Origin of the sequence: Microbacterium sp. NPDC028030 (genome assembly GCF_040637855.1) — a bacterium.
Taxonomy (GTDB): domain Bacteria; phylum Actinomycetota; class Actinomycetes; order Actinomycetales; family Microbacteriaceae; genus Microbacterium.
On sequence record NZ_JBEZXF010000003.1, the window covers coordinates 109603 to 127922 of the forward strand.

At 70.5% G+C, this 18320-nt stretch carries 18 protein-coding genes; 12 read left to right on the forward strand and 6 right to left on the reverse strand.

The window, feature by feature from the left end; translation table 11 throughout:
• Positions 1 to 101 precede the first annotated feature (101 nt).
• The 7 genes from AB0E56_RS15010 to AB0E56_RS15040 all read left to right on the forward strand — a co-directional run bounded on the left by AB0E56_RS15010 (position 102) and on the right by AB0E56_RS15040 (position 6682).
• Positions 102 to 890: a MoaF C-terminal domain-containing protein gene (locus tag AB0E56_RS15010; protein ID WP_359800265.1), complete on the forward strand. Its 789-nt coding sequence runs from the start codon at positions 102 to 104 to the stop codon at positions 888 to 890.
• A 33-nt stretch (positions 891 to 923) separates the two neighbouring features.
• Positions 924 to 1313: a nuclear transport factor 2 family protein gene (locus tag AB0E56_RS15015; protein ID WP_359800268.1), complete on the forward strand. Its 390-nt coding sequence runs from the start codon at positions 924 to 926 to the stop codon at positions 1311 to 1313.
• A 71-nt stretch (positions 1314 to 1384) separates the two neighbouring features.
• Complete coding sequence (locus AB0E56_RS15020) at positions 1385 to 2557, forward strand: ABC transporter substrate-binding protein (protein WP_359800270.1); 1173 nt, start codon at positions 1385 to 1387, stop codon at positions 2555 to 2557.
• Positions 2558 to 2629: 72 nt separating this feature from the next.
• Positions 2630 to 3490 (forward strand): branched-chain amino acid ABC transporter permease, encoded by an 861-nt coding sequence (locus tag AB0E56_RS15025; protein ID WP_359800272.1) that lies wholly within the window; start codon positions 2630 to 2632, stop codon positions 3488 to 3490.
• The gene (locus AB0E56_RS15030) at positions 3477 to 5249 is read left to right on the forward strand and encodes an ATP-binding cassette domain-containing protein (protein ID WP_359800274.1); all 1773 of its coding nucleotides are present in this window, start codon (positions 3477 to 3479) and stop codon (positions 5247 to 5249) included. The genes AB0E56_RS15025 and AB0E56_RS15030 overlap by 14 nt, the downstream gene beginning before the upstream one ends.
• Positions 5246 to 5938, forward strand: coding sequence for an ATP-binding cassette domain-containing protein (locus AB0E56_RS15035; RefSeq protein WP_359800276.1), 693 nt, complete (start codon positions 5246 to 5248; stop codon positions 5936 to 5938). The genes AB0E56_RS15030 and AB0E56_RS15035 overlap by 4 nt, the downstream gene beginning before the upstream one ends.
• Positions 5939 to 6031: 93 nt before the next feature.
• The gene (locus AB0E56_RS15040) at positions 6032 to 6682 is read left to right on the forward strand and encodes an HAD-IA family hydrolase (protein WP_359800278.1); all 651 of its coding nucleotides are present in this window, start codon (positions 6032 to 6034) and stop codon (positions 6680 to 6682) included.
• A gap of 143 nt (positions 6683 to 6825) precedes the next feature.
• On the opposite strand, the gene AB0E56_RS15045 is transcribed toward AB0E56_RS15040, so the two are convergent.
• Together AB0E56_RS15045 and AB0E56_RS15050 are read right to left on the reverse strand one after the other, a co-directional pair.
• Positions 6826 to 7641, reverse strand: coding sequence for an SDR family oxidoreductase (locus AB0E56_RS15045; RefSeq protein WP_359800279.1), 816 nt, complete (start codon positions 7639 to 7641; stop codon positions 6826 to 6828).
• 90 nt (positions 7642 to 7731) lie between these two features.
• Positions 7732 to 8499 (reverse strand): SDR family oxidoreductase, encoded by a 768-nt coding sequence (locus AB0E56_RS15050; RefSeq protein WP_359800281.1) that lies wholly within the window; start codon positions 8497 to 8499, stop codon positions 7732 to 7734.
• 243 nt (positions 8500 to 8742) lie between these two features.
• On the opposite strand from AB0E56_RS15050, the gene AB0E56_RS15055 reads away from it, so the two are divergent.
• From AB0E56_RS15055 to AB0E56_RS15075, 5 genes are read left to right on the forward strand one after another with little or no spacing between them, the layout of a single operon-like run.
• Positions 8743 to 10200: an APC family permease gene (locus AB0E56_RS15055; protein WP_359800283.1), complete on the forward strand. Its 1458-nt coding sequence runs from the start codon at positions 8743 to 8745 to the stop codon at positions 10198 to 10200.
• A 59-nt stretch (positions 10201 to 10259) separates the two neighbouring features.
• A complete protein-coding gene (locus tag AB0E56_RS15060; RefSeq protein WP_359800285.1) occupies positions 10260 to 11099 on the forward strand; it encodes a molybdenum cofactor biosynthesis F family protein in 840 nt (279 codons plus the stop codon).
• A gap of 1 nt (position 11100) precedes the next feature.
• Positions 11101 to 12744 (forward strand): amidohydrolase, encoded by a 1644-nt coding sequence (locus AB0E56_RS15065; RefSeq protein WP_359800286.1) that lies wholly within the window; start codon positions 11101 to 11103, stop codon positions 12742 to 12744.
• Between the two features lie 36 nt (positions 12745 to 12780).
• Positions 12781 to 13137, forward strand: a complete 357-nt coding sequence (locus tag AB0E56_RS15070; RefSeq protein WP_359800289.1) for a DUF202 domain-containing protein — start codon at positions 12781 to 12783, stop codon at positions 13135 to 13137.
• 13 nt (positions 13138 to 13150) lie between these two features.
• Positions 13151 to 13519, forward strand: coding sequence for a DUF202 domain-containing protein (locus AB0E56_RS15075; protein WP_359800292.1), 369 nt, complete (start codon positions 13151 to 13153; stop codon positions 13517 to 13519).
• An 80-nt stretch (positions 13520 to 13599) separates the two neighbouring features.
• Here AB0E56_RS15075 and AB0E56_RS15080 read toward each other — a convergent pair whose 3' ends face one another.
• From AB0E56_RS15080 to AB0E56_RS15095, 4 genes are read right to left on the reverse strand one after another with little or no spacing between them, the layout of a single operon-like run.
• Positions 13600 to 15915 (reverse strand): arylsulfatase, encoded by a 2316-nt coding sequence (locus AB0E56_RS15080; RefSeq protein WP_359800294.1) that lies wholly within the window; start codon positions 15913 to 15915, stop codon positions 13600 to 13602.
• Positions 15915 to 16706, reverse strand: a complete 792-nt coding sequence (locus AB0E56_RS15085; protein ID WP_359800295.1) for an ABC transporter ATP-binding protein — start codon at positions 16704 to 16706, stop codon at positions 15915 to 15917. Before AB0E56_RS15085 ends, AB0E56_RS15080 begins: the two co-directional genes overlap by 1 nt.
• Positions 16703 to 17539: an ABC transporter permease gene (locus AB0E56_RS15090; protein ID WP_359800297.1), complete on the reverse strand. Its 837-nt coding sequence runs from the start codon at positions 17537 to 17539 to the stop codon at positions 16703 to 16705. Before AB0E56_RS15090 ends, AB0E56_RS15085 begins: the two co-directional genes overlap by 4 nt.
• Positions 17539 to 18318, reverse strand: coding sequence for an ABC transporter permease subunit (locus tag AB0E56_RS15095; RefSeq protein ID WP_359800299.1), 780 nt, complete (start codon positions 18316 to 18318; stop codon positions 17539 to 17541). The genes AB0E56_RS15090 and AB0E56_RS15095 overlap by 1 nt, the downstream gene beginning before the upstream one ends.
• Positions 18319 to 18320: the final 2 nt, after the last annotated feature.

The window sequence follows — 18320 nt, forward strand, 5'->3', positions numbered from 1 at the left end:
TTGAGCGGATGACGGGCTCGGACCGAGCATGAGGCAAGCGCACCGCGACGACGCGGTGCCCGGAGCATCGACGCTCCGCCGCGTGCGACGTCAGGACCCCCATGACCGACATCTCCGCCGACCCCGCACTCGACCAGTGGCGCACGTACGACGAGTTCGCCGCCGGCATCGACACGTTCCGGCTGCCGAACACCTCGCTCGCCGGTACCGCGCTCACGCTCGCGCTGGACGACGGCACATCGCTGACCCTGCGCTTCTCCGACGAGACGGTCGCCTGGGACGGACTCGGCGCCTCCGGCACCGATCCGTATGACGCGGTGCGGGTACGCGACGACGTGGTGTTCGTCAACATCCCGATGCAGAGCCGCCTGCGCGAAGCCGTCACGGTGGTGTTCTCCACGAGGACGAACCGTGCCACGGTCGTCCGCTCGCGCATCGCGGCGGAGGCCGTCGAGGGCACTCCGCAGGTCGGACAGGACTTCTGGGCGGCGACGACGGACGCCGGCCCGGCGACCGGCGAGGTCCCTGGACCGAGCCGCGACCTCATCGGCAAGCGCAACGTCTACCGGTACAGCCCGCATCACCTGTACGAGCACGTCTACATCTCAAGCCAGCGCTACGCGTGGCAGTGCCTGGAGGGCGTGCAGCGCGGTCACGGCGACATGGACCTGTCGACGGTGTGGAAGTTCGCCGACGGCCTGTACCTGTTCTGCTTCCGCGAGTTCCGCATCGCCGTCGCGAGCGTCTGGCTGCACGACCTCGGCTATCAGCTCATGACCACGGGGATCTTCCTCGGGCTCAACGGTGACGGCGACGCGGAGCACTCCCGCGGCGGCGGCCACATCTACCCCTTGGGATCGGTCGCCTACCCCGACGCCCAACCCGTCTGACCTCCGCCCCGCACGGCTCCGAAGGAGAACCGCATGAGCAACGCAGACCTGATCCGCGAGCACTACGCCGCCAACGACCGCCACGACCTCGACGGCATGCTCGCGCCGTTCGCCGCCGACATCTGCTGGACGGAGGCGGCGGGGTTCCCGTATGCGGGGACCTACATCGGGCCAGACGCCGTCGCCGAGAACGTCTTCGGGCGCATCCAGGAGGAATGGGACGACTACACCGTCGCGATCGACGAGGTCATCGACGGCGGCGACGTGGTCGTGGGGATCGGCACCTACTCGGGCACCTACAAGCAGACCGGACGCTTCTTCGCCGCCCGCGTCGCCCACGTGTGGCGGGTCGAGGGCGGCGAGGTCGTCGCATTCGAGCAGTTCACCGACACCGAGCTCGTCAACCGCGCCCTGCGGCCCTGACCGCACCCGACAGCACCACCGCACGCACAGCACCACCCAGGAACGACCCGAACACGAGAGGCAGGAATCACATGAACAAGCGAGTATCCGGCACTGCGGCGCTCTTCGCCGTGGCAGCCCTCGCCCTGGCCGGCTGCGCCGGTGGGGACGGCGGATCCGGCGGAGGCGAAGGCGCCCCGATCGTGGTCGGCTCCGTCAACACCATCAGCGGCCCCGCGACGTTCCCCGAGGCATCGCAGGCCGCCGCCGCGGTGTTCGACGCCTTCAACGAAGACGGCGGACTCGACGGACGCACGATCGACTACAAGATGCTCGACGACAAGGGAGACCCCGCAACGGCCACCGCGTCGGCCAGGGAGCTCGTGGGCAGCGACGGTGCGGTCGCGCTCGTCGGCTCCGCGAGCCTCATCGAGTGCGAGATCAACGCCAAGTACTACGAGCAGGAGGGGATCCTCTCCCTGCCGGGCATCGGGGTCGACACCGGGTGCTTCGCGAGCGACAACATCTCGCCGGCGAACGTCGGGCCGTTCAACGACATGACCCTCACGCTGCAGTACGGCTCCGAGGTGCTGGGCCTCGACGACATCTGCATCCTCCTGGAGATCGCCGGCTCCACCCGTCCGACCTATCAGGCCGCGATCGACAAGTGGACCGAGAACACGGGCAAGGAGCCGAAGTACGTCGACGACACCGTCCCGTACGGCGCCTCCGACTACACGCCGTACATCGTGAAGGCCCGCGACCAGGGGTGCAAGGCGCTGGCCATCAACCCCGTCGAGCCCGACGCGATCGGCCAGGTCAAGGCGGCCAACGCCCAGGGGTGGGACGACGTGACGTGGCTGTACCTGACCAGCGTCTACAGCGAGAACTTCGCCGATGCGATCGACGACGCGGGCGCCGGCATCTACGTGCCAGCCGAGTTCTACCCGTTCACGGACGACGATGAGATCAACGCCGACTGGCGCGAGCTGATGGAAGCCAACGACATCCCGCTCACCTCGTTCAGCCAGGGCGGCTACCTCGCCGCGAAGTACTTCATCGAGGTGCTCGAGGGCATCGACGGCGACATCACCCGCGAGTCGGTCTCCGAGGCGCTCAAGAGCATGGAGCCGATCGAGAACCCGATGGTGGGAACGCCCTACGCGTTCGGCACGCAGAACACCGCCGGCTGGCCGATCATCCTCGAATCCGGCACGAACGCCTGGGAGAAGGTCGCCGACGACTGGCTCCGCATCGGCGAATGACCCCCTGACCGCCTGCCGCCGGGCGCATTACCGGCGGCAGGCCCCTCCCCCTCGGAACCGAAAGGACGCCTCATGCTGCAAGGCGCCATCGCCGGCCTCGCCGCCGGCGGTCTCTACGCCGTTCTCGGAGTCTGCCTGACCCTGATGTCCCGACTCGTCAGAGTGGTGAACTTCGCGCAGGCCGCGACCGGGATGTTCGGCGCGTTCACCGCCGTGTGGTTCGTCCGCGAGCTCGGACTGCCGATCTGGCTCGGATCCGTGCTCGGCGTGCTGGTCGCCGGACTCCTCGCCGCGGCGATCGGGTTCATCGCCGCGACCTGGCTCTCCGAGGCGTCCACCACCACCCGCTCCGCGATGACCGTCGGACCGCTGCTGCTGCTCATCTCGATGTCGTTCATCCTGTTCGGCAACAAACCGCAGCCCTTCACGCCGATCATCGCGGGCCCCGCCTTCTCGATCGGCGGCGTCGTGATCAGCCAGGTCACCGTCGCGACGGTCGTCATGGCGATCGTCACCGCGGTCGCCGTGCGGATCGTGCTGCGCCGCACCAGGGTCGGCACGCAGCTGCGGGCGCTCTCGGAGCGGCCGACCACGGCCGAGCTCCTCGGCATCCGCTCGCGCCCGCTCTCGATCGCGGTCTGGTTCGTCACGGGTGTGATCAGCGCGATCGCGATCATCATCGTGGCGCCGTCGCAGTCGAACGACGCCACGAGCCTGTCGATGCTGATCGTGCCCGCCGCCGCGGCCGCCCTTCTCGGCGGCTTCCGCCGGCTCGACCTCGCCGTCGTCGGCGGGATCGTGCTGGGCGTGCTCGGCGGTCTCGTCGCGCAGATCGACGAGGTGGCGCTCGTGCGCAACTTCCTCCCGTTCCTGTTCATCGTCGTCCTGCTGCTGTGGACGCAGCGCAAGGAGGTGTGGGATGCCGCTCGCTGACCGTCCCTGGTTCCGGATCACCTGGCCGTTCGCGGTCGCCCTCGCCGGCATCGGCGTCGGCGCGATCCTCAGTGCCGCCCTGCCGGGGTACTTCGTGTTCCTCGCGATCAGCGCGGTCACCGCGGCGATCGCCATCCTCGGGCTGGGCATCGTCACCGGTTCCGCCGGGATGATCGCGCTGTGCCAGCTCACCTTCGCCGCCGTCGGCGCGTGGATCGTCTCGCTGCTGAACGTCATGCAGGCGCCGGGCGGGTTCCTCGTCTGGCTGCTGCTGGGTGGAGTCGCCGCCGGCCTGGTCGGCATCCTCGTCGGACTCCCGGCCCTCCGCCTGCGCGGCGTCAACCTCGCCGTCGTCACGCTGGGGTTCGCGGCTGCCGCCGATGTGACCCTCGTGCAGATCCAGTTCCCCGGCTCGGCCGACGGCACCGCGATCGAGCGACCGGAGATGTTCTCGAACGATCGGCAGTTCTTCTTCCTCTCCATCGTCGTCCTGGCGGTCTGCGCGCTCGGGGTGTTCTTCCTGCAGCGCGGCCGCTGGGGCTCGAGCTGGAAAGCCGTGGCATTCTCCGAGCGCGGAACGGCCGCGGCGGGGCAGAGCGTGCAGTCGGCCAAGCTCACCGCGTTCGCGGTGTCGGCGGCACTCGGAGGCATCTCGGGCGGCTTGCTCGCTGGCCAGGTGCAGCTGCCGTTCGCGTCGAGCTTCACCCCGCTGCAGTCGCTCGCGCTCTACGTGCTGGCGATCATGTCGGGGGCGCACCTGATCGACATGGCGATCTTCGGCGGCCTGCTCTGGGTGCTGGTGCCCGAACTCCTCAAGCGCTGGGGCGTCCCGCAGGACTGGGGCTTCGTCGTGTTCGGCGTGCTCGGCGTCCAGGCCCTCACCAGCGGGACGAACCTCGGCCAGGGCATCCGCAACCTCCTCTACCGCCGCGCCGACCGACGGACGGCCAACGCGGCGCTCTCGGCGCTGCCACCCGACGCCGGGACGGACGCCGCAGCGATCACCACCACGACGACGGCGACCGTGGACGAGGCCGCCCTCGACGGCGCTCCCGTGCTCACCGTCGAGGGACTCACGGTGCAGTTCGGCGCTCTCAAGGCGCTGGACGACGTGTCGTTCACGGTGCCGGCCGCTTCGATCATGGGACTCATCGGCCCGAACGGCGCCGGCAAGTCGACCTTCGTCGATGCGATCAGCGGATTCCTTCCCCAGCACGGCGGCAGGGTGCTCCTGGGCGACCGCGACCTCGCCGGGCTCTCCCCGACGCGGCGCGCCCGGCTCGGTCTGCGTCGCACGTTCCAACAGGATCGCGTCCCCCCGGCCCTCACCGTCGGTGCGTACATGCGCTTCGTGGCACGGCGTCGCCTCGCCACCGCGGACATCGAGGACGTGCTGGCGTTCTTCGGGTGCCCGCCCGCCCGGTCGCGACTGTCGAGCGTCGACGTCGGGACGCGCCGACTGGTCGAAGTGGCCGCCAACGTCGCGGCACGCCCTCGCCTGCTGATCCTCGACGAACCCGCTGCCGGGCTCTCGCACGAGGAGCACCTGGCCCTCGCCGCCCGGCTGCGCGAGCTGCCGGCACGCTACGGCGTCGCTCTCATCATCATCGAACACGACCTCGACCTCGTCCGCTCCGTGTGCCCGACCCTGACCGTGCTCGACTTCGGTCGGGTGCTGGCCACCGGGCCCCAGGCCGAGGTCCTCGCGAACGCCGACGTCGTCAAGGCGTACATGGGAGAGACGGAGCTGCTGACATGAGCGAACTCGTCCTCGACGCCGTGACCGTGAGTCGCGGCGCCGGTCCGGTGATCTCGGACGTGTCCCTGCGCGTCGCCGGCGGAGAGGTGCTGGCCCTGGTCGGCCCGAACGGTGCAGGCAAGACCAGCCTGATCGAGTCGGTGTCCGGCGTGACACCGCACTCGGCCGGAACCATCACCCTCGACGGGGAGCCGATCGACAAGCTGTCGCGTGTGGCACGCGCCCGTCGCGGCATCGTGCACATCGAGCAGGGACGCGCGGTCTTCCCCTCGCTGACCGTGCGGGAGAACATCTCCCTCACCGCGCGCACCTCCGCAGAGCAGGACGCCGTGCTGGCGCAGTTCCCCGAGCTCGAGAAACGCATCGACGCGCCGACCGCCCTGCTCTCCGGCGGCGAGCAGCAGATGGTGGTGCTCGCGCGGGCGTTCGCCGCGAAGCCGCGGATCCTGCTGATCGACGAGATGTCGCTGGGGCTCGCCCCGGTGGTGTTCATGCGGCTCATGCCGATCGTGAAGTCGATCGCCGATTCCGGGGTGGGGGTGCTGCTGGTCGAGCAGTTCACACAGCTCGCGCTGGGACTCGCCGCCGAGGCGGTGGTCGTCGCTGGCGGTCACGTGTCGTTCCAGGGCACGGCCGAGGCGCTCCAGGCCGACCCCGCCCTCCTCCACCGGGCATACCTCGGCGGTTGACGCCGCACCGCATCCCGCCCGTCCGCCCATCGCGTCGGCCTCGGGTCGCACGCGATCCGCTCCGGCGGCGGCGGGTGCGGCTAGCCTGAAGGGGTGACCCAGACCATCCACGCCCGCGCCGCCCTCCTCGACATGGACGGCACCCTCGTCGACTCGACAGCGGTGGTGGAGCGACTGTGGTTGGCCTGGGCGGAGCCGCACGGGATCGCCCCCGAGACGGTGCTCAGCGTCGTGCACGGCCGCCAGGGTCACCAGAGCATGGCGATCATGCTGCCCGAGCGCGACCACGCCATCAACCTCCACGAGAACGAGGTCATGCTCGCGACCGAGGCCGAGGACGTGGACGGCGTCGTCATGATCGCGGGCGCCGACGGTCTGCTCGACGCCCTGGAGCCGTTCCCCCACGCCGTGGTGACCTCGGCCAACGTCGCCCTCATGACCGCGCGGATGCGGCAGGCCGGGCTGACCGTGCCCGCCCTCGCCGTGACGGCCGAGGACGTGTCGGCCTCGAAGCCGGACCCGGAGGGCTTCCTCCTCGCCGCGCGCACCCTCGGCATCGACCCCGCGGACTGCGTGGTGTTCGAGGACTCCGGCGCCGGGATCCAGGCCGCCCACGCCGCGGGCATGCGCGTGATCGGCGTCGGACCGCACGCCGCCACCCACGCCCCGACCGCGCACGTGGACGACCTCACGCACGTGTCGATCGCCGCAGCGGACGGCGGCTTCGAGCTCCGGATCGGCTGACTCGCGGGGTCCGCGTACGGGAGATCCGCGCTCGGGAGGAGATCCGCGCTGCGGATAAGCTCCGCGTAGGGGAGGCGATCCGCGCTACGGAGGATGCCTCCCCCGCATTCATCCTCCGCGACGAGGATCCCCTCCGAACGGTGTCACATCCCGGCGTGGTCGAACGCGATCGTCGGAACGTCGACGACGTGCGAGCCGCCGTCGGCCACGATCACGGCCCCCGTGATGTACGACGACTCGCCGGAGCCGAGGAACCGCACGACCGAGGCGATCTCGGCGGGACGCGCAGGGCGCCGCAGCGGTACGTCGGCCGTGACCTTCGCATAGGCCTCCTCGCGGGAGTCGAGTCCGGCGTGCGCGGCGAACTCGTCCATCTCCTCGTCGGCCATCGGCGTCTGCACCCAGCCGGGGCAGATCGCGTTCACGCGCACGCCGTGTCGGCCGTAGTCGCGGGCGAGGGTGCGCGTGAGTCCGACCAGGGCGTGCTTGCCGACCGTGTATCCGGCCACCGACGGCCCCGCGAAGAGGCCGGCCAGCGACGACACGATGACGATCTGCCCCTTGGCCTCGATCAGGGCGGGAAGCGCCTCGCGCGCCATCGTGAACGCCGTCGTGAGATTGGCGCGGATCGCGGCGTCCCAGCTCTCGTCGTCGGTCTCGCCGACCGGGGAGAACCCGTGTCCACCGGCGTTCGCCACCAGCACGTCGATGCGCCCGAACCGCGCCAGCACCTCGGCCACCGCGGCCTTCGCGGATGCCGTGTCTGCCGCATCGGCGATGATCGGCACCGCGCCGACCGCGCGCTCGACCTCGTGCAGCGGCTCCGGACGACGCCCGACGACCACGACGTGCGCACCCTCGGCCGCATATCTCTCCGCGATGGCGGCGCCGATGCCCGTGCCGCCTCCTGTGATGACGATGACGCGTCCGGAGACCGTCGATCCGACCACGATTCCCATGTGTGCTCCTCGGTGTTGTGTTCCGTGTGTGGTGTCTGTCTGCGGGCGCCCTGGTTCCCGATGCGGGGCGACCGGCCCGGCTCGACCGCGCTACGCGGGGAAGCCGGAACGCGCGATGTAGCCGAAATCGCTGAGGAGGCCGGCACCGTTGACGGCCCTCGTGCGCGGTGACACCAGGTAGGCCACGTGGGCGGCGACCTCCTCCGCGGTCTGCACCGGGAACGGCGGTGCCTCGAACGCCGCCGCACCGAGGTCTCCCCGGCTCATCGGGGTGTCGACGATCGACGGAGCGACCGTGTTCACACGGACTCCCGCGTCGGCGAGGTCGACCGAGAGGGCGCGGCCGAACTGGACCAGGGCGGCCTTGGACGTGCAGTACGGCACCATCCCGGGCGATGCCACGAAGGCCGAGTCGCTCGCGAGCAGCACCACGGATGCGGCACGGGCCGCCCGCAGCGCCGGCAGCGCGTGCTTCAGCACCAGGAAGGGACCCGTGACGTTGACCGCGAGCACCGCGTTCCACGCGGCGAGGTCGATCTCCTCGATTGACGCTCCGACGGGCCCCGAGACGCCCGCGCAGCACACCACGGCATCGAGGCGGCCGAGCACCTCGACCGCCTCATCGACCGCCGTGCGCACCTGGCCCTCGTCGGTCACATCGGCGACCACGACGACGGCGTCCTCTGTCGCGGTCCCCTCCGCCCGCACGGCGGCTGCCGTGGCTTCCACCGAGGCGCGATCCCTGTCCAGGAGGGCGACGCGAACCCCCTCGGCGGCGAGCGCGACGGCCGTCGCACGACCGATGCCGCTTCCGGCGCCCGTGATCAGGGCCGCTGTGCCGTGCAGCTGCAGGTCCATCGCATCCTCCCCGCGCCGTCCGGCACGCGGTGGTGCGGGGAGGGGACGGCGACGTCTCACGGTCATCCTGCTCCCCCGGCGACACCGGGGCGACGTCGGCCGTCGGGGTGTGCACGGTGACACCATCGTCCTTCGCTCAGGGTCAAGCACGGCAGGGGCCGCGCGAGCAGACTCGCTCTATCGACGATTCCCCTCGTCGTCGATGCCGTGTCCGCACGGCCGTCACCCAGCAAAGGAGCCGACGTGGCAGAACAGACTTCTGCGTCCACGACGACGCAGCACCACACCTCCCTCCGCCCCGGCGCTCTCGGCGTCGCCGGCATCGTCTTCCTGGTCCTCGCCGCGGTCGCGCCGCTGACGGGCATCGTGGTCGTGGCCTCGCTCGCGATCGCCCTGGGCAACGGCGGCGGCACCCCGATGTCGTTCTTCCTGGTCGCGGCGATCCTGCTGCTGTTCGCGGTCGGCTACGCGCAGATGTCGAAGCAGCTCGTGAACGCGGGCGGCTTCTACGCGTTCGTCGTGAAGGGCCTCGGCCGCACGGGCGGACTCATCGCCGGACTCATCGCCACACTCGGCTACAACTTCTTCGTGGTCGGCACGATCGGCACGAGCGGCTTCTTCATGCAGACGATCATCCGCGACCTCACCGGACTCGACGTGCACTGGCTCGTGTGGGGCCTGCTGTCGATCGTCGTGTGCTTCATCCTGGCCAGGGTCGGGGTCGACTTCAGCTCGAAGGTCCTCGGCGTGTGCCTGGTGCTCGAGGTGCTGATGCTGGTCGTGTTCGATGTCTCCGTGCTCGTGCAGACCGGGTACGACGTCACGGCGTTCAGCCCCGAGGCCGTGTTCTCCGGTTCGCTGCCGATCGGGCTGCTGCTCGCGGCCACCGGCTTCCTCGGATTCGAGGCGACCGCACTGTTCAGCGAGGAGGCCAAGCAGCCGCTGCGCACGATCCCTCGCGCCACCTACACCTCGATCATCGCGATCGGCATCATCCTCGGTGTGACGACCTGGGCCGTGGTGAGCGCGACCGGAGTGGCGCAGGCGCAGGCCACCGCGCTCGAGCACCTGCCGACGGGCGACCTGATCTTCTCGCTCTCGCAGCAGTACCTGGGCGGGCCCCTCACGACCGTGATGATGGTGCTGCTCCTGGTGAGCCTGTTCGCGGCGATGCTCGCGTTCCACAACTCGGCCACCCGTTACCTGTACTCGCTGGGTCGCGCGAGGATCCTCCCCCAGGCGCTTGCCCGCACCCGCGCGAACGGCGCACCGCAGCTGGCCGGCATCGTCCAGGCGGGCTTCGCCGCGATCGTCGCGATCATCTTCGCGATCGCCGGCGCCGACCCCATCGTGACGCTCGTGCCCGCCATGCTCGGCTTCGGCACGCTCAGCGTGCTGATCCTGCAGGGACTGGCCGCGATCTCGATCGTGGTGTACTTCCGCAGGAGGAACGATCCGCGGTGGTGGAGCACGTTCATCGCCCCTGGCATCGGCTTCCTCGGCATCGCCGCGATCTCGATCCTCGCAGTCGTGAACTTCGACATCGTGGCGGGGTCGCAGGAACTCGCGATCCGTCTCATGCCTCTGCTGCTCGTGCTCGCCCTGATCGGCGGGCTCGTGTACGGCGCCTATCTCCAGCGTTCGAAGCCCGCCGTGTACGAGGGCCTCGCCACCGACCTGGAGCGGTTCAGCGACCGCTGAGACGTTCCCCCGCACCCCGCACCCCGCACCCCGCACCCCGCACCGACCGAAGGAAAGACATGACGACGCTCAACCCCGCCGACACCTCGACCTGGCTGCCGCTGGAGGGCCTCGCCCCCGGCTTCGACGCCAACAAGGCCCCGCACAGCACCGCGCTGAGCGGCCGCGAGATCACGGTCGTCGACGGCCGAGGCACCCGTATCGTGCACCGCTTCGCCGACAGCACCGTGACCTGGGACTACCGCCCGGGAGCCGACGACGCCACCGACGCGGCGTCGGACACCGACGACTACGAGGCGTTCGAGGTCGACGCCGACCTGTTCTTCGTGCAGTTCCACCACCGGTACCTGCCGAACGAGGCCGTCTCGCTGATCCTCGACCTGCGGCACGGCCGCTCACTGGCCGTGCTGTCGGAGATCCTTCCCGCGCCGGAGCGGGGCCGCACGCGGGTGCAGCACCACTTCGGGCCCGGCACGATCGAGGGCGCCGAGGTCACGGGTGTCGAGGCCGCCCCGACCACGACCCTCATCGGACGCCGCGTCGAATGGGTGTACAGCGAGGAGCACGCCTACGAGCACGTGTACCTGTCGTCGCGGTGGTACTCGTGGCAGTGCCTCGCGGGCCCCGAGCGCGGCCTGGCCGACACGGACGAGAACAGCGTGTGGGAGATCCGCCCCGGCATCTACGTGTTCGCGTGGCGTGAGAAGGTCATCCCGTGCGCCTCCGTGACGATCGCCGACCACCGCGACGTGAACGCGATCCGCTCGCACGGCGTGCTGTTCGGCCTCGACGAGAGCGGCGAGGTGCCGACGCACTTCACGTTCGGGGCGCACGGCCGCCTGCTCTCCACCACGGTGCACACGCCCGAGCTCGAGCCCGCATCGTTCGGAGAGGCCTGACATGACCGACGTCGCCGACCTCATCGTGACCGGCTCCGTGATCCGGACGGCCGACCGCGCGAACCCCGTCGTCGAGGCGTTCGCCGTCCGCGACGGCCGGATCCTCGCCGTGGGATCGCGGTCCGACATCGAGGCGTACCGCGGCCGCAGGACGCAGCTGCTCGAGGTCGGCGACGCGGCGGTGTATCCCGGCTTCGTCGACGTGCACAACCACCACGCGCTCGCGGGACGCACCGACCTGTTCGAGCTGTCGCTCGCACCGTCGCTGCCGTTGGAGGGGATCCTCGACCGCGTGCGCGAGCACGCCGCAGGGCTCCCCGAAGACGCCTGGATCGTCGGCGGAGCGGTCGCGACCACGCTGCTGCCTGCGCTCGCGAACACCGCGAGCCGCCGTCTTCTCGACGAGGCGGCGGGCGGGCGTCCGGTGATGCTGATGGAGGACTCCCGGCACAACCGCTGGGCGAACTCTCGGGCTCTCGAGCTCGCTGGCATCACGGCCGAGAGCGTCCCCGCGTCCGGGGTGACCCTGCTCGACCCGGAAGACGGCACCCCATCGGGCGTCCTGCTGGAGGCCGCGGGAATCCCCGTGCAGGAGGCGTACGACCGCACGGGCGGGCTCACCCCCGCGCAGCACGCGGCCGCGTCACGGCGGGGCATCGAGATCCTCAACTCCTACGGCGTCACCGCCTTCCAGGACGCGGGGGTCTCGGTCGACATCCTCGCCGCCCTGGCCGACCTCGACCATGCCGACGAGCTGAACGCCTGGGTCGTCTCGTCGCTGCTGATCAATGACGAGATCTTCGGCTTCGACCCGATCGGCGCTCCGCTGCTCGATCGTGGCGAGGAGTTCCGCACGGCCCATCACCGCCCCGACTTCGTGAAGATCTTCCTCGATGGAGTGCCGCCGGCGCGCACGGCCTCGTTCCTGGATCCCTACCCCGCTGCCCCCGTGCACGGTGCGCATTTCCACGGCGAGACGACCATGACCCTGGACGAGCTCACGGGTTGGTTGCGCGCGGTCGCCGACCGGGGTCTCGGCGCGAAGGTGCACTGCACGGGAGACGGCTCCGCCCGTCTGGTCCTCGACGCCGCCGAGCGGCTGCGGTCCGATGGCGTCACCACGCCGGTGCAGATCGCCCACGGGCAGTTCCTCGCCGAGTCCGACATCCCGCGGCTGGCGGCACTCGACGTCGCGGCCGACATCTCCCCCTTCATCTGGTACCCGGGCGTGATCCCCCAGGCGCTGGCCGAGGTGCTGGGCGAACGCGCGGAGCACTCCCAGCCGAACCGCGCACTGCTGGATGTGGGGGCCCTCGTCGCCGGGGGCTCGGACTGGCCGGTGAGCGACTCGCCGAACACCCTCGAGGGGCTCCAGGGGCTCGTCACCAGGGCCGACCCGCTCGGCAGGACGCCGGGCACACTGTGGCCCGCGCAGGCGATCACGGCCGAGGAGGCGCTCGAGGTCTTCACGATCAACGCCGCGACCGCGATGGGTCTCGGGGCGGAGACCGGTTCGCTCGCACCGGGCAAGTCCGCCGACTTCGTCGTGCTCGCACGCGATGCGATCGCCGGACCCGCGGAGGACATCGTGCGCACGCCCGTCCTGTCGACCTGGTTCGCGGGACGCCGCGTCCACGGGAACTGATCCCGGATGCGGCCGTCCCGCCGATACGATGAGGCGATGAGCCGCTTCCCCGCTTCCGTCTACGGGGTCGGCGAGGAGCCCGACCCCCGATTCTCGCTCGCGAACGAGCGGACGTTCCTGGCCTGGACACGCACGGCTCTCGCGCTGATCGCGGGCGGCGTCGCGCTCGAGGTCCTCGGTCTCGACCTGCATCCCGGGTTCCGACTCGCGGCCTCTCTGCTGCTCATGGTCACCGGAACGGTGGTCGCACCGCTCGCCTGGTGGGAGTGGATGCGTGCGGAGCGTGCCCTCCGCCGCTCGCGTCCGCTGCCCGGCGCCTTCTCGGCGGTCGTGCTGGCACTCGTCGTGGTGACCGTCGGGCTGCTCGTCCTCGCCGGCGTGCTGTGGCGCTGACCGGGCCGAGGGCATGATGCGGCGCGCGGCAGAATCCGATCGGCTGTACGACCCGGGGCTGCAGCCGGAGCGCACCGAACTGGCCTGGCGACGCACGGCCCTCGCGATCGCGATCGGCTCCCTGGTGTCGCTGCGGATCTTCCCGCTCGTGCTGCCCGACGGACTCGCCGCCTGGGGAGTCGTTCCCGGTGTGATCGGCGTCGGCACGGCCTGCCTGCTCTGGGTTGCGGCCCGGCGACGGCAACGGCACACGACAGCGGTGTTGACGAGCCGGATGTCCGGCGTGCTGCCCGGCGGCGCGTTGCTGCTCGTGCTCACGGTGTTCGGAACGGGGTTCGGAACCGTCGCCCTGCTGCTCGTCGCGGTGACGCAGCTGTCCTGACGGCGTGGCGGGTGCGCGCCTCAACGGCCGACGGCGGCGCCCCCTCGGACGCCGCCGCCGGCCCGCTCGATCGGCGCCGGTCAGTCGGCGACGGCCAGCACTGCTCGACCCACCGCGCGCAGCACGGTCGCATCATGCGGTGAGCGCGCGCCGGGGAGGTAGCGGACGCGTCGCAGCTCGCCGCCGCGGAACGGATACGAGCGGTGCTGCGCGTGCAGCTCCCAGTCCACGGGACCACCGAAGTCGTACCCGACGCTGATGCCGGTGAACGGCGACATCCCGATCAGCATCGGCACGCCGTCGATCCGTGCGGCTTCGACGCCGTCGACGTCGACCGCCAGGTTCCACCGCAGATCGGGCAGCTCGTCCACGCTGACCACGATGCGATGCGCGCCGACCGTCAGTGCGTCCCCGCGGTCGCGATGCATCCGCCCGTAGGCGTTGTAGACGAGCAGCGGTGCGCCGCGGTCGATCGCGAGCAGGTAACCTCCGCCCTGGTCGCCGTGCGCGACGATCACACCCGCGGAGTCCTGTGCGATCTCGATGTCGATCTCGATCGCGAAGGAGCGCAGCACGGTGAGCTTGGCGGAGCGGAACCTCTCCAGCGGCGGTCGGAACGGGACGAGGTCGACCGGAGCGGACAGCGGCTCCTCGGTGTCGGGGCGCAGGCGGAACAGCGCTCCCTGATCGTCGAGGGGGAACACGGTGTTCCGCCAGGCCTCCTCGTGCCAGCGTGCGGCCAGCGCGGTGACCACCTCCGGATGCGCGTGCGCGAGGTCCTCCGTCTCGGTCGGATCCGCGGCGAGGTTGTACAGCTCCCACACCCCGCCTTCCGGGCCGTCGTCCCTCGTCGGCGGCACGGTCGAGAGCGCCTTCCAGGGGCCGTCCACGATCGCTCGTCGCCCGACGCATTCGAAGTACTGCGCTTCGCGGCCGTCTGCTGCGGCGTCGGCCAGCACCTCGACGATGCTCCCGCCGTCCATGTCGAGCGCCGGCCGTCCGTGCCGTTCCTCGAGCGCGGGCACCCCGCACAGCTCCAGCACGGTGGGGGCGAGGTCGGACACGAACACGAACTGCTCCCGCAGCCCGCCGGGCATCGGGGCGTCCGGCCAGGAGATGACCAGGGGCGCGTGCACCCCTCCCTCGTAGGTCGTGGCCTTGAACGACCGGAAGGGCGTGTTCGATACCCGCGCCCAGCCGGTCGGATACTGGCCGAACAGTCGCGGCCCGCCGATGTCGTCCACGTCGCGCGGCACGTCCGTGACCCAGCCGGCCGGCATGCCGCCGTGGCTGCCGAACTGCGCGAAGTAGCTGCGCGTCCCGGTCGGGCCGCCCTCGGCCGTCCCGCCGTTGTCACTCGCGATGATCACGATCGTGTTGTCGCGCTCCCCGCTGCGGTCGAGGCGGTCGAGCAGGCGTCCGACGCTCTGGTCGATCTCGTCGACGGCGGCCGCGTAGACCTCCATGTGGCGAGCGAACAGGCGGCGATCCTCCGCACCGAGGTCGTCCCAGGCGGGGATGGCGTCACCGTCGGCAAGCGCATCCCCCGGTAGCTCCGCGTGGGACGGGACGATGCCACGCTCCTGCTGTCGGGCGAAGCGCTGCTCCCGCAGCCGGTTCCACCCCGCCTCGTAGCGGCCGCGGTACTTCTCGATGTCGACGTCCTTCGCCTGGATCGGGCCGTGCACCGACGTGTGGGCGTAATAGAGGAAGAACGGCTTGTCCGGCTCGTTCACGCGGAGGTCGTCGATCATGCCGATCGCGCGGTCGGTGAGCTCGTCCGTCAGGAAGAACCCGTCAGGGTACTCGCGCACGTCGACGACGGAGTTGTCCTGCACGAGCCGATGCGGGTGATGCAGCGAGGTGAAGCCGTCCATGCTGCCGAAGTACCTGTCGAATCCGCGCTGCAGGGGCCAGGTGCTGCGGTCGGCGCCGTCGTGCAGCCGCGACTCCAGGGTGAGGTGCCACTTGCCGACCATGAAGGTCGCATAGCCCCCTGTCCGCAGCGACTCGGCGAGGGTGGGCGCCGCCTCGGGAAGTTCGCAGCTGAACCCGGGGTAGCCGGGATCGATGTGCGCGACGAAGCCGAAGCCCGCCCGGTGCGGGTTGAGGCCCGTGAGCAGCGCCGCCCTGGCCGGAGAGCACATGGGCGCGGTGCGATAGTTGGTGAACACCCAGCCGTCCTCTGCGAGGCCGTCGATGTGCGGCGTGTCGATCTCGCTGCCGAACGGACCCAGATCGCTGAACCCCAGGTCGTCGATGAGCATCACGATCACGTTCGGCGCCCCGGAGCGGGCGCGTCGCGGCTCGGGCCACCACGGCTCGGACTCCGAGGTGAACTCCCCCGCCAGCCCCTCGAACCGCTCGTAACCGCGGGCACCGGTCGACCCCGACATCAGCCCGCCTTCCTGATCAGTTCGAAGATGCGGGTGCGCAGCTCGGCGAACACCGGCAGCGCCCTGGTGGTGAGCTGGTCGCGCGGTGCGCCGAAGTCGATCTCGATGATCTCGGTGACCTTCGCCGGGCGCTCCCCCAGCACCACGACGCGGTCGGAGAGGTACACGGCCTCGTCGATGTCGTGCGTCACGATCACGATCGTCATCCCGAACTGCTCGCGGATGCGCAGGCACAGGTCTCCGAGGTCGAAGCGGGTCTGCGCGTCGACCGAGGCGAAGGGTTCGTCCATCACCAGCACCTCCGGCCGATAGGCGATGGCGCGGGCGATCGCGACACGCTGCTGCATGCCGCCGGAGAGCTGCCACGGGAACTTCGACTCCGCTCCGGAGAGGCCGACCGCGGCGAGCGCAGCGGTGATCCGCTCCTCGCGCTCGGCGGCGGGCAGGCGCAGGTGCTTGAGGGGCAGTCGTACGTTCTTCTCGACCGTGAGCCACGGCATCAGCGAGCGCGTGTACTCCTGGAAGACCAGGGCCATCTCCTCGGGTGGTCCGTCGATCACGGCGCCGTCGATCGCCGCGCTGCCCGCCGTCGTGCTCTGCAGTCCGGTGAGGCACTTCAACAGCGTGGTCTTGCCGATGCCGGAGGGGCCGACGATGCAGCAGACCTCTCCGACGTGCACGTCGAACGTGAGGTCGGCGATCACGGGGATGAGCCCCGCCTTCGTCTGGTACGACTTCGCGAGGCCCTGCACGCTCAGGCGCACGGGGGCGTGTCCGGTGATGGTGGTCATGCGTTCTTCTCCTGTTGCTGGGAGGCGATGTACCAGCGCAGCACGCGGCGCCGGACGAGGGTGAACACGGCTGTGGCCGCGTAGCCGATGATCCCGAGGACGAGGATGCCCGCCCACATGTCCGGGATCGCGAAGGACTGCTGGGCGAGCAGCGTCGCCGCTCCGAGACCGGTCGAGGAGCCGAGCATCTCGCTCGCGATCATCACGACGAACGCGGTGATCAGGCTCACCTGCATCCCGGAGAGGATGCGTGGACTCGCTGCGGGCAGCATCACCGAGAACAGCCGTTCGGGTCCGCTCAGCCGGTAGACGCGGCCCACCATGTCGAGGGTCGGCTCCCCCGCGCGCACACCGTCGATGGTCGAGATCAGGATCGGGAACACGGCGGCGAGGGTGATCGAGAGGATGCGCGTCTCGGTGCCGAAGCCGATCAGCGACACGAAGATCGGCACGAGCGCGACGGGAGGGATCGCCCGGAAGAAGTGCACGGTCGGCTCGACGAACCAGCTCAGCGGACGGATGAGGCCGAGCACCAGCCCCAGCAGCACGCCGATCACGGTCGCCAGGAGGAAGGACACGACGAGGTTTCCCACCGAGGACGCGATGTCGAGCAGGAAGGCGGGGGTCTGCAGCAGCTGCCACAGCCGCTGCAGGATCACCTGGAGCGGCGGGAAGAAGGCGTTCGTGGAGGCCGCGGAGGCGAACCACCACAGCGCGAGCAGCAGCACGGGCACCGCGATCTCGGCGCCGACGAGCACACCGCGAGGGAGCCCACCCTGCCTTCCTCTGCGGGCGAGGCGCGTGCGGGTCTGGATCGAGGAGGTGAGGGCCATCAAACCACCTGCTTCCGGTATTGCGGATGCCAGTGCAGCAGTCGCCGCTCGCCCCACTGGCTGAGTCCCTGGACGAGCAGCCCGAGCGTGCCGAGGATGAGGACGTACGCGAAGAGCTGGGCCTGGTTGCCCGAGATCTGCGACAGCAGGAGGCTCTGTCCGAGCCCCGGTCCGCCACCGAGGAGCCCGGCGACCACCGCGACGACGAGCGAGGTGGGTGCCGCGACGCGGATCGCGGTGCCGATGTACGGCAGGGCACTGGGCAGCACGATGCGTCCGAGGATCTCGGTGCGCCCCATTCCGTAGGAGCGACCCGTCGCCCGCGCGACCGGGTCGGTGTCGAAGACTCCTGCCGAGGCCTGCACCGCGATCGCGATGAAGCACCCGAAGAACACGAGGAAGGTCCCCATGCCCTGTGTCGGCCCCATCACGAGCACCACGACGGGCAGGATCACGATCGGCGGGATGGGCTTGAGGAATTCCAGGGGCACGCGGGTCGCATGCATCGCGAGCGGCGAGGTCCCGATCGCGACACCGAGCGCGACGCCGATCACGACCGCGAGCACGAGTCCGATCACCGCCATCGTGAGGGTGTCGCCGATCGCGGTCCAGGTGGTCGCGGTGCCGAGCAGTTTCACGGCCTCGCCGAGCGCTGCGGTGGCCGCGGGCAACGGCGATGCGGCGAGCGGCCCGATCGTCGCCGACCACTCCCACAGCGCCAGCGCCGACACGACACCCGCGGCGCCGATGAGCGGCGGAAGAAGCGTGGACCGTGTCATGG

What these genes read in the sequence shown, in the direction of transcription:
- AB0E56_RS15095 (WP_359800299.1), bottom strand. Translation starts at nt 18,318, where the DNA reads ATGACACGGTCCACGCTTCTTCCGCCGCTCATCGGCGCCGCGGGTGTC.
- AB0E56_RS15060 (WP_359800285.1), top strand. Translation starts at nt 10,260, where the DNA reads ATGACGACGCTCAACCCCGCCGACACCTCGACCTGGCTGCCGCTGGAG.
- AB0E56_RS15020 (WP_359800270.1), top strand. Translation starts at nt 1,385, where the DNA reads ATGAACAAGCGAGTATCCGGCACTGCGGCGCTCTTCGCCGTGGCAGCC.
- AB0E56_RS15010 (WP_359800265.1), top strand. Translation starts at nt 102, where the DNA reads ATGACCGACATCTCCGCCGACCCCGCACTCGACCAGTGGCGCACGTAC.
- AB0E56_RS15090 (WP_359800297.1), bottom strand. Translation starts at nt 17,539, where the DNA reads ATGGCCCTCACCTCCTCGATCCAGACCCGCACGCGCCTCGCCCGCAGA.
- AB0E56_RS15065 (WP_359800286.1), top strand. Translation starts at nt 11,101, where the DNA reads ATGACCGACGTCGCCGACCTCATCGTGACCGGCTCCGTGATCCGGACG.
- AB0E56_RS15030 (WP_359800274.1), top strand. Translation starts at nt 3,477, where the DNA reads ATGCCGCTCGCTGACCGTCCCTGGTTCCGGATCACCTGGCCGTTCGCG.
- AB0E56_RS15075 (WP_359800292.1), top strand. Translation starts at nt 13,151, where the DNA reads ATGATGCGGCGCGCGGCAGAATCCGATCGGCTGTACGACCCGGGGCTG.
- AB0E56_RS15050 (WP_359800281.1), bottom strand. Translation starts at nt 8,499, where the DNA reads ATGGACCTGCAGCTGCACGGCACAGCGGCCCTGATCACGGGCGCCGGA.
- AB0E56_RS15085 (WP_359800295.1), bottom strand. Translation starts at nt 16,706, where the DNA reads ATGACCACCATCACCGGACACGCCCCCGTGCGCCTGAGCGTGCAGGGC.
- AB0E56_RS15035 (WP_359800276.1), top strand. Translation starts at nt 5,246, where the DNA reads ATGAGCGAACTCGTCCTCGACGCCGTGACCGTGAGTCGCGGCGCCGGT.
- AB0E56_RS15045 (WP_359800279.1), bottom strand. Translation starts at nt 7,641, where the DNA reads ATGGGAATCGTGGTCGGATCGACGGTCTCCGGACGCGTCATCGTCATC.
- AB0E56_RS15015 (WP_359800268.1), top strand. Translation starts at nt 924, where the DNA reads ATGAGCAACGCAGACCTGATCCGCGAGCACTACGCCGCCAACGACCGC.
- AB0E56_RS15080 (WP_359800294.1), bottom strand. Translation starts at nt 15,915, where the DNA reads ATGTCGGGGTCGACCGGTGCCCGCGGTTACGAGCGGTTCGAGGGGCTG.
- AB0E56_RS15025 (WP_359800272.1), top strand. Translation starts at nt 2,630, where the DNA reads ATGCTGCAAGGCGCCATCGCCGGCCTCGCCGCCGGCGGTCTCTACGCC.
- AB0E56_RS15070 (WP_359800289.1), top strand. Translation starts at nt 12,781, where the DNA reads ATGAGCCGCTTCCCCGCTTCCGTCTACGGGGTCGGCGAGGAGCCCGAC.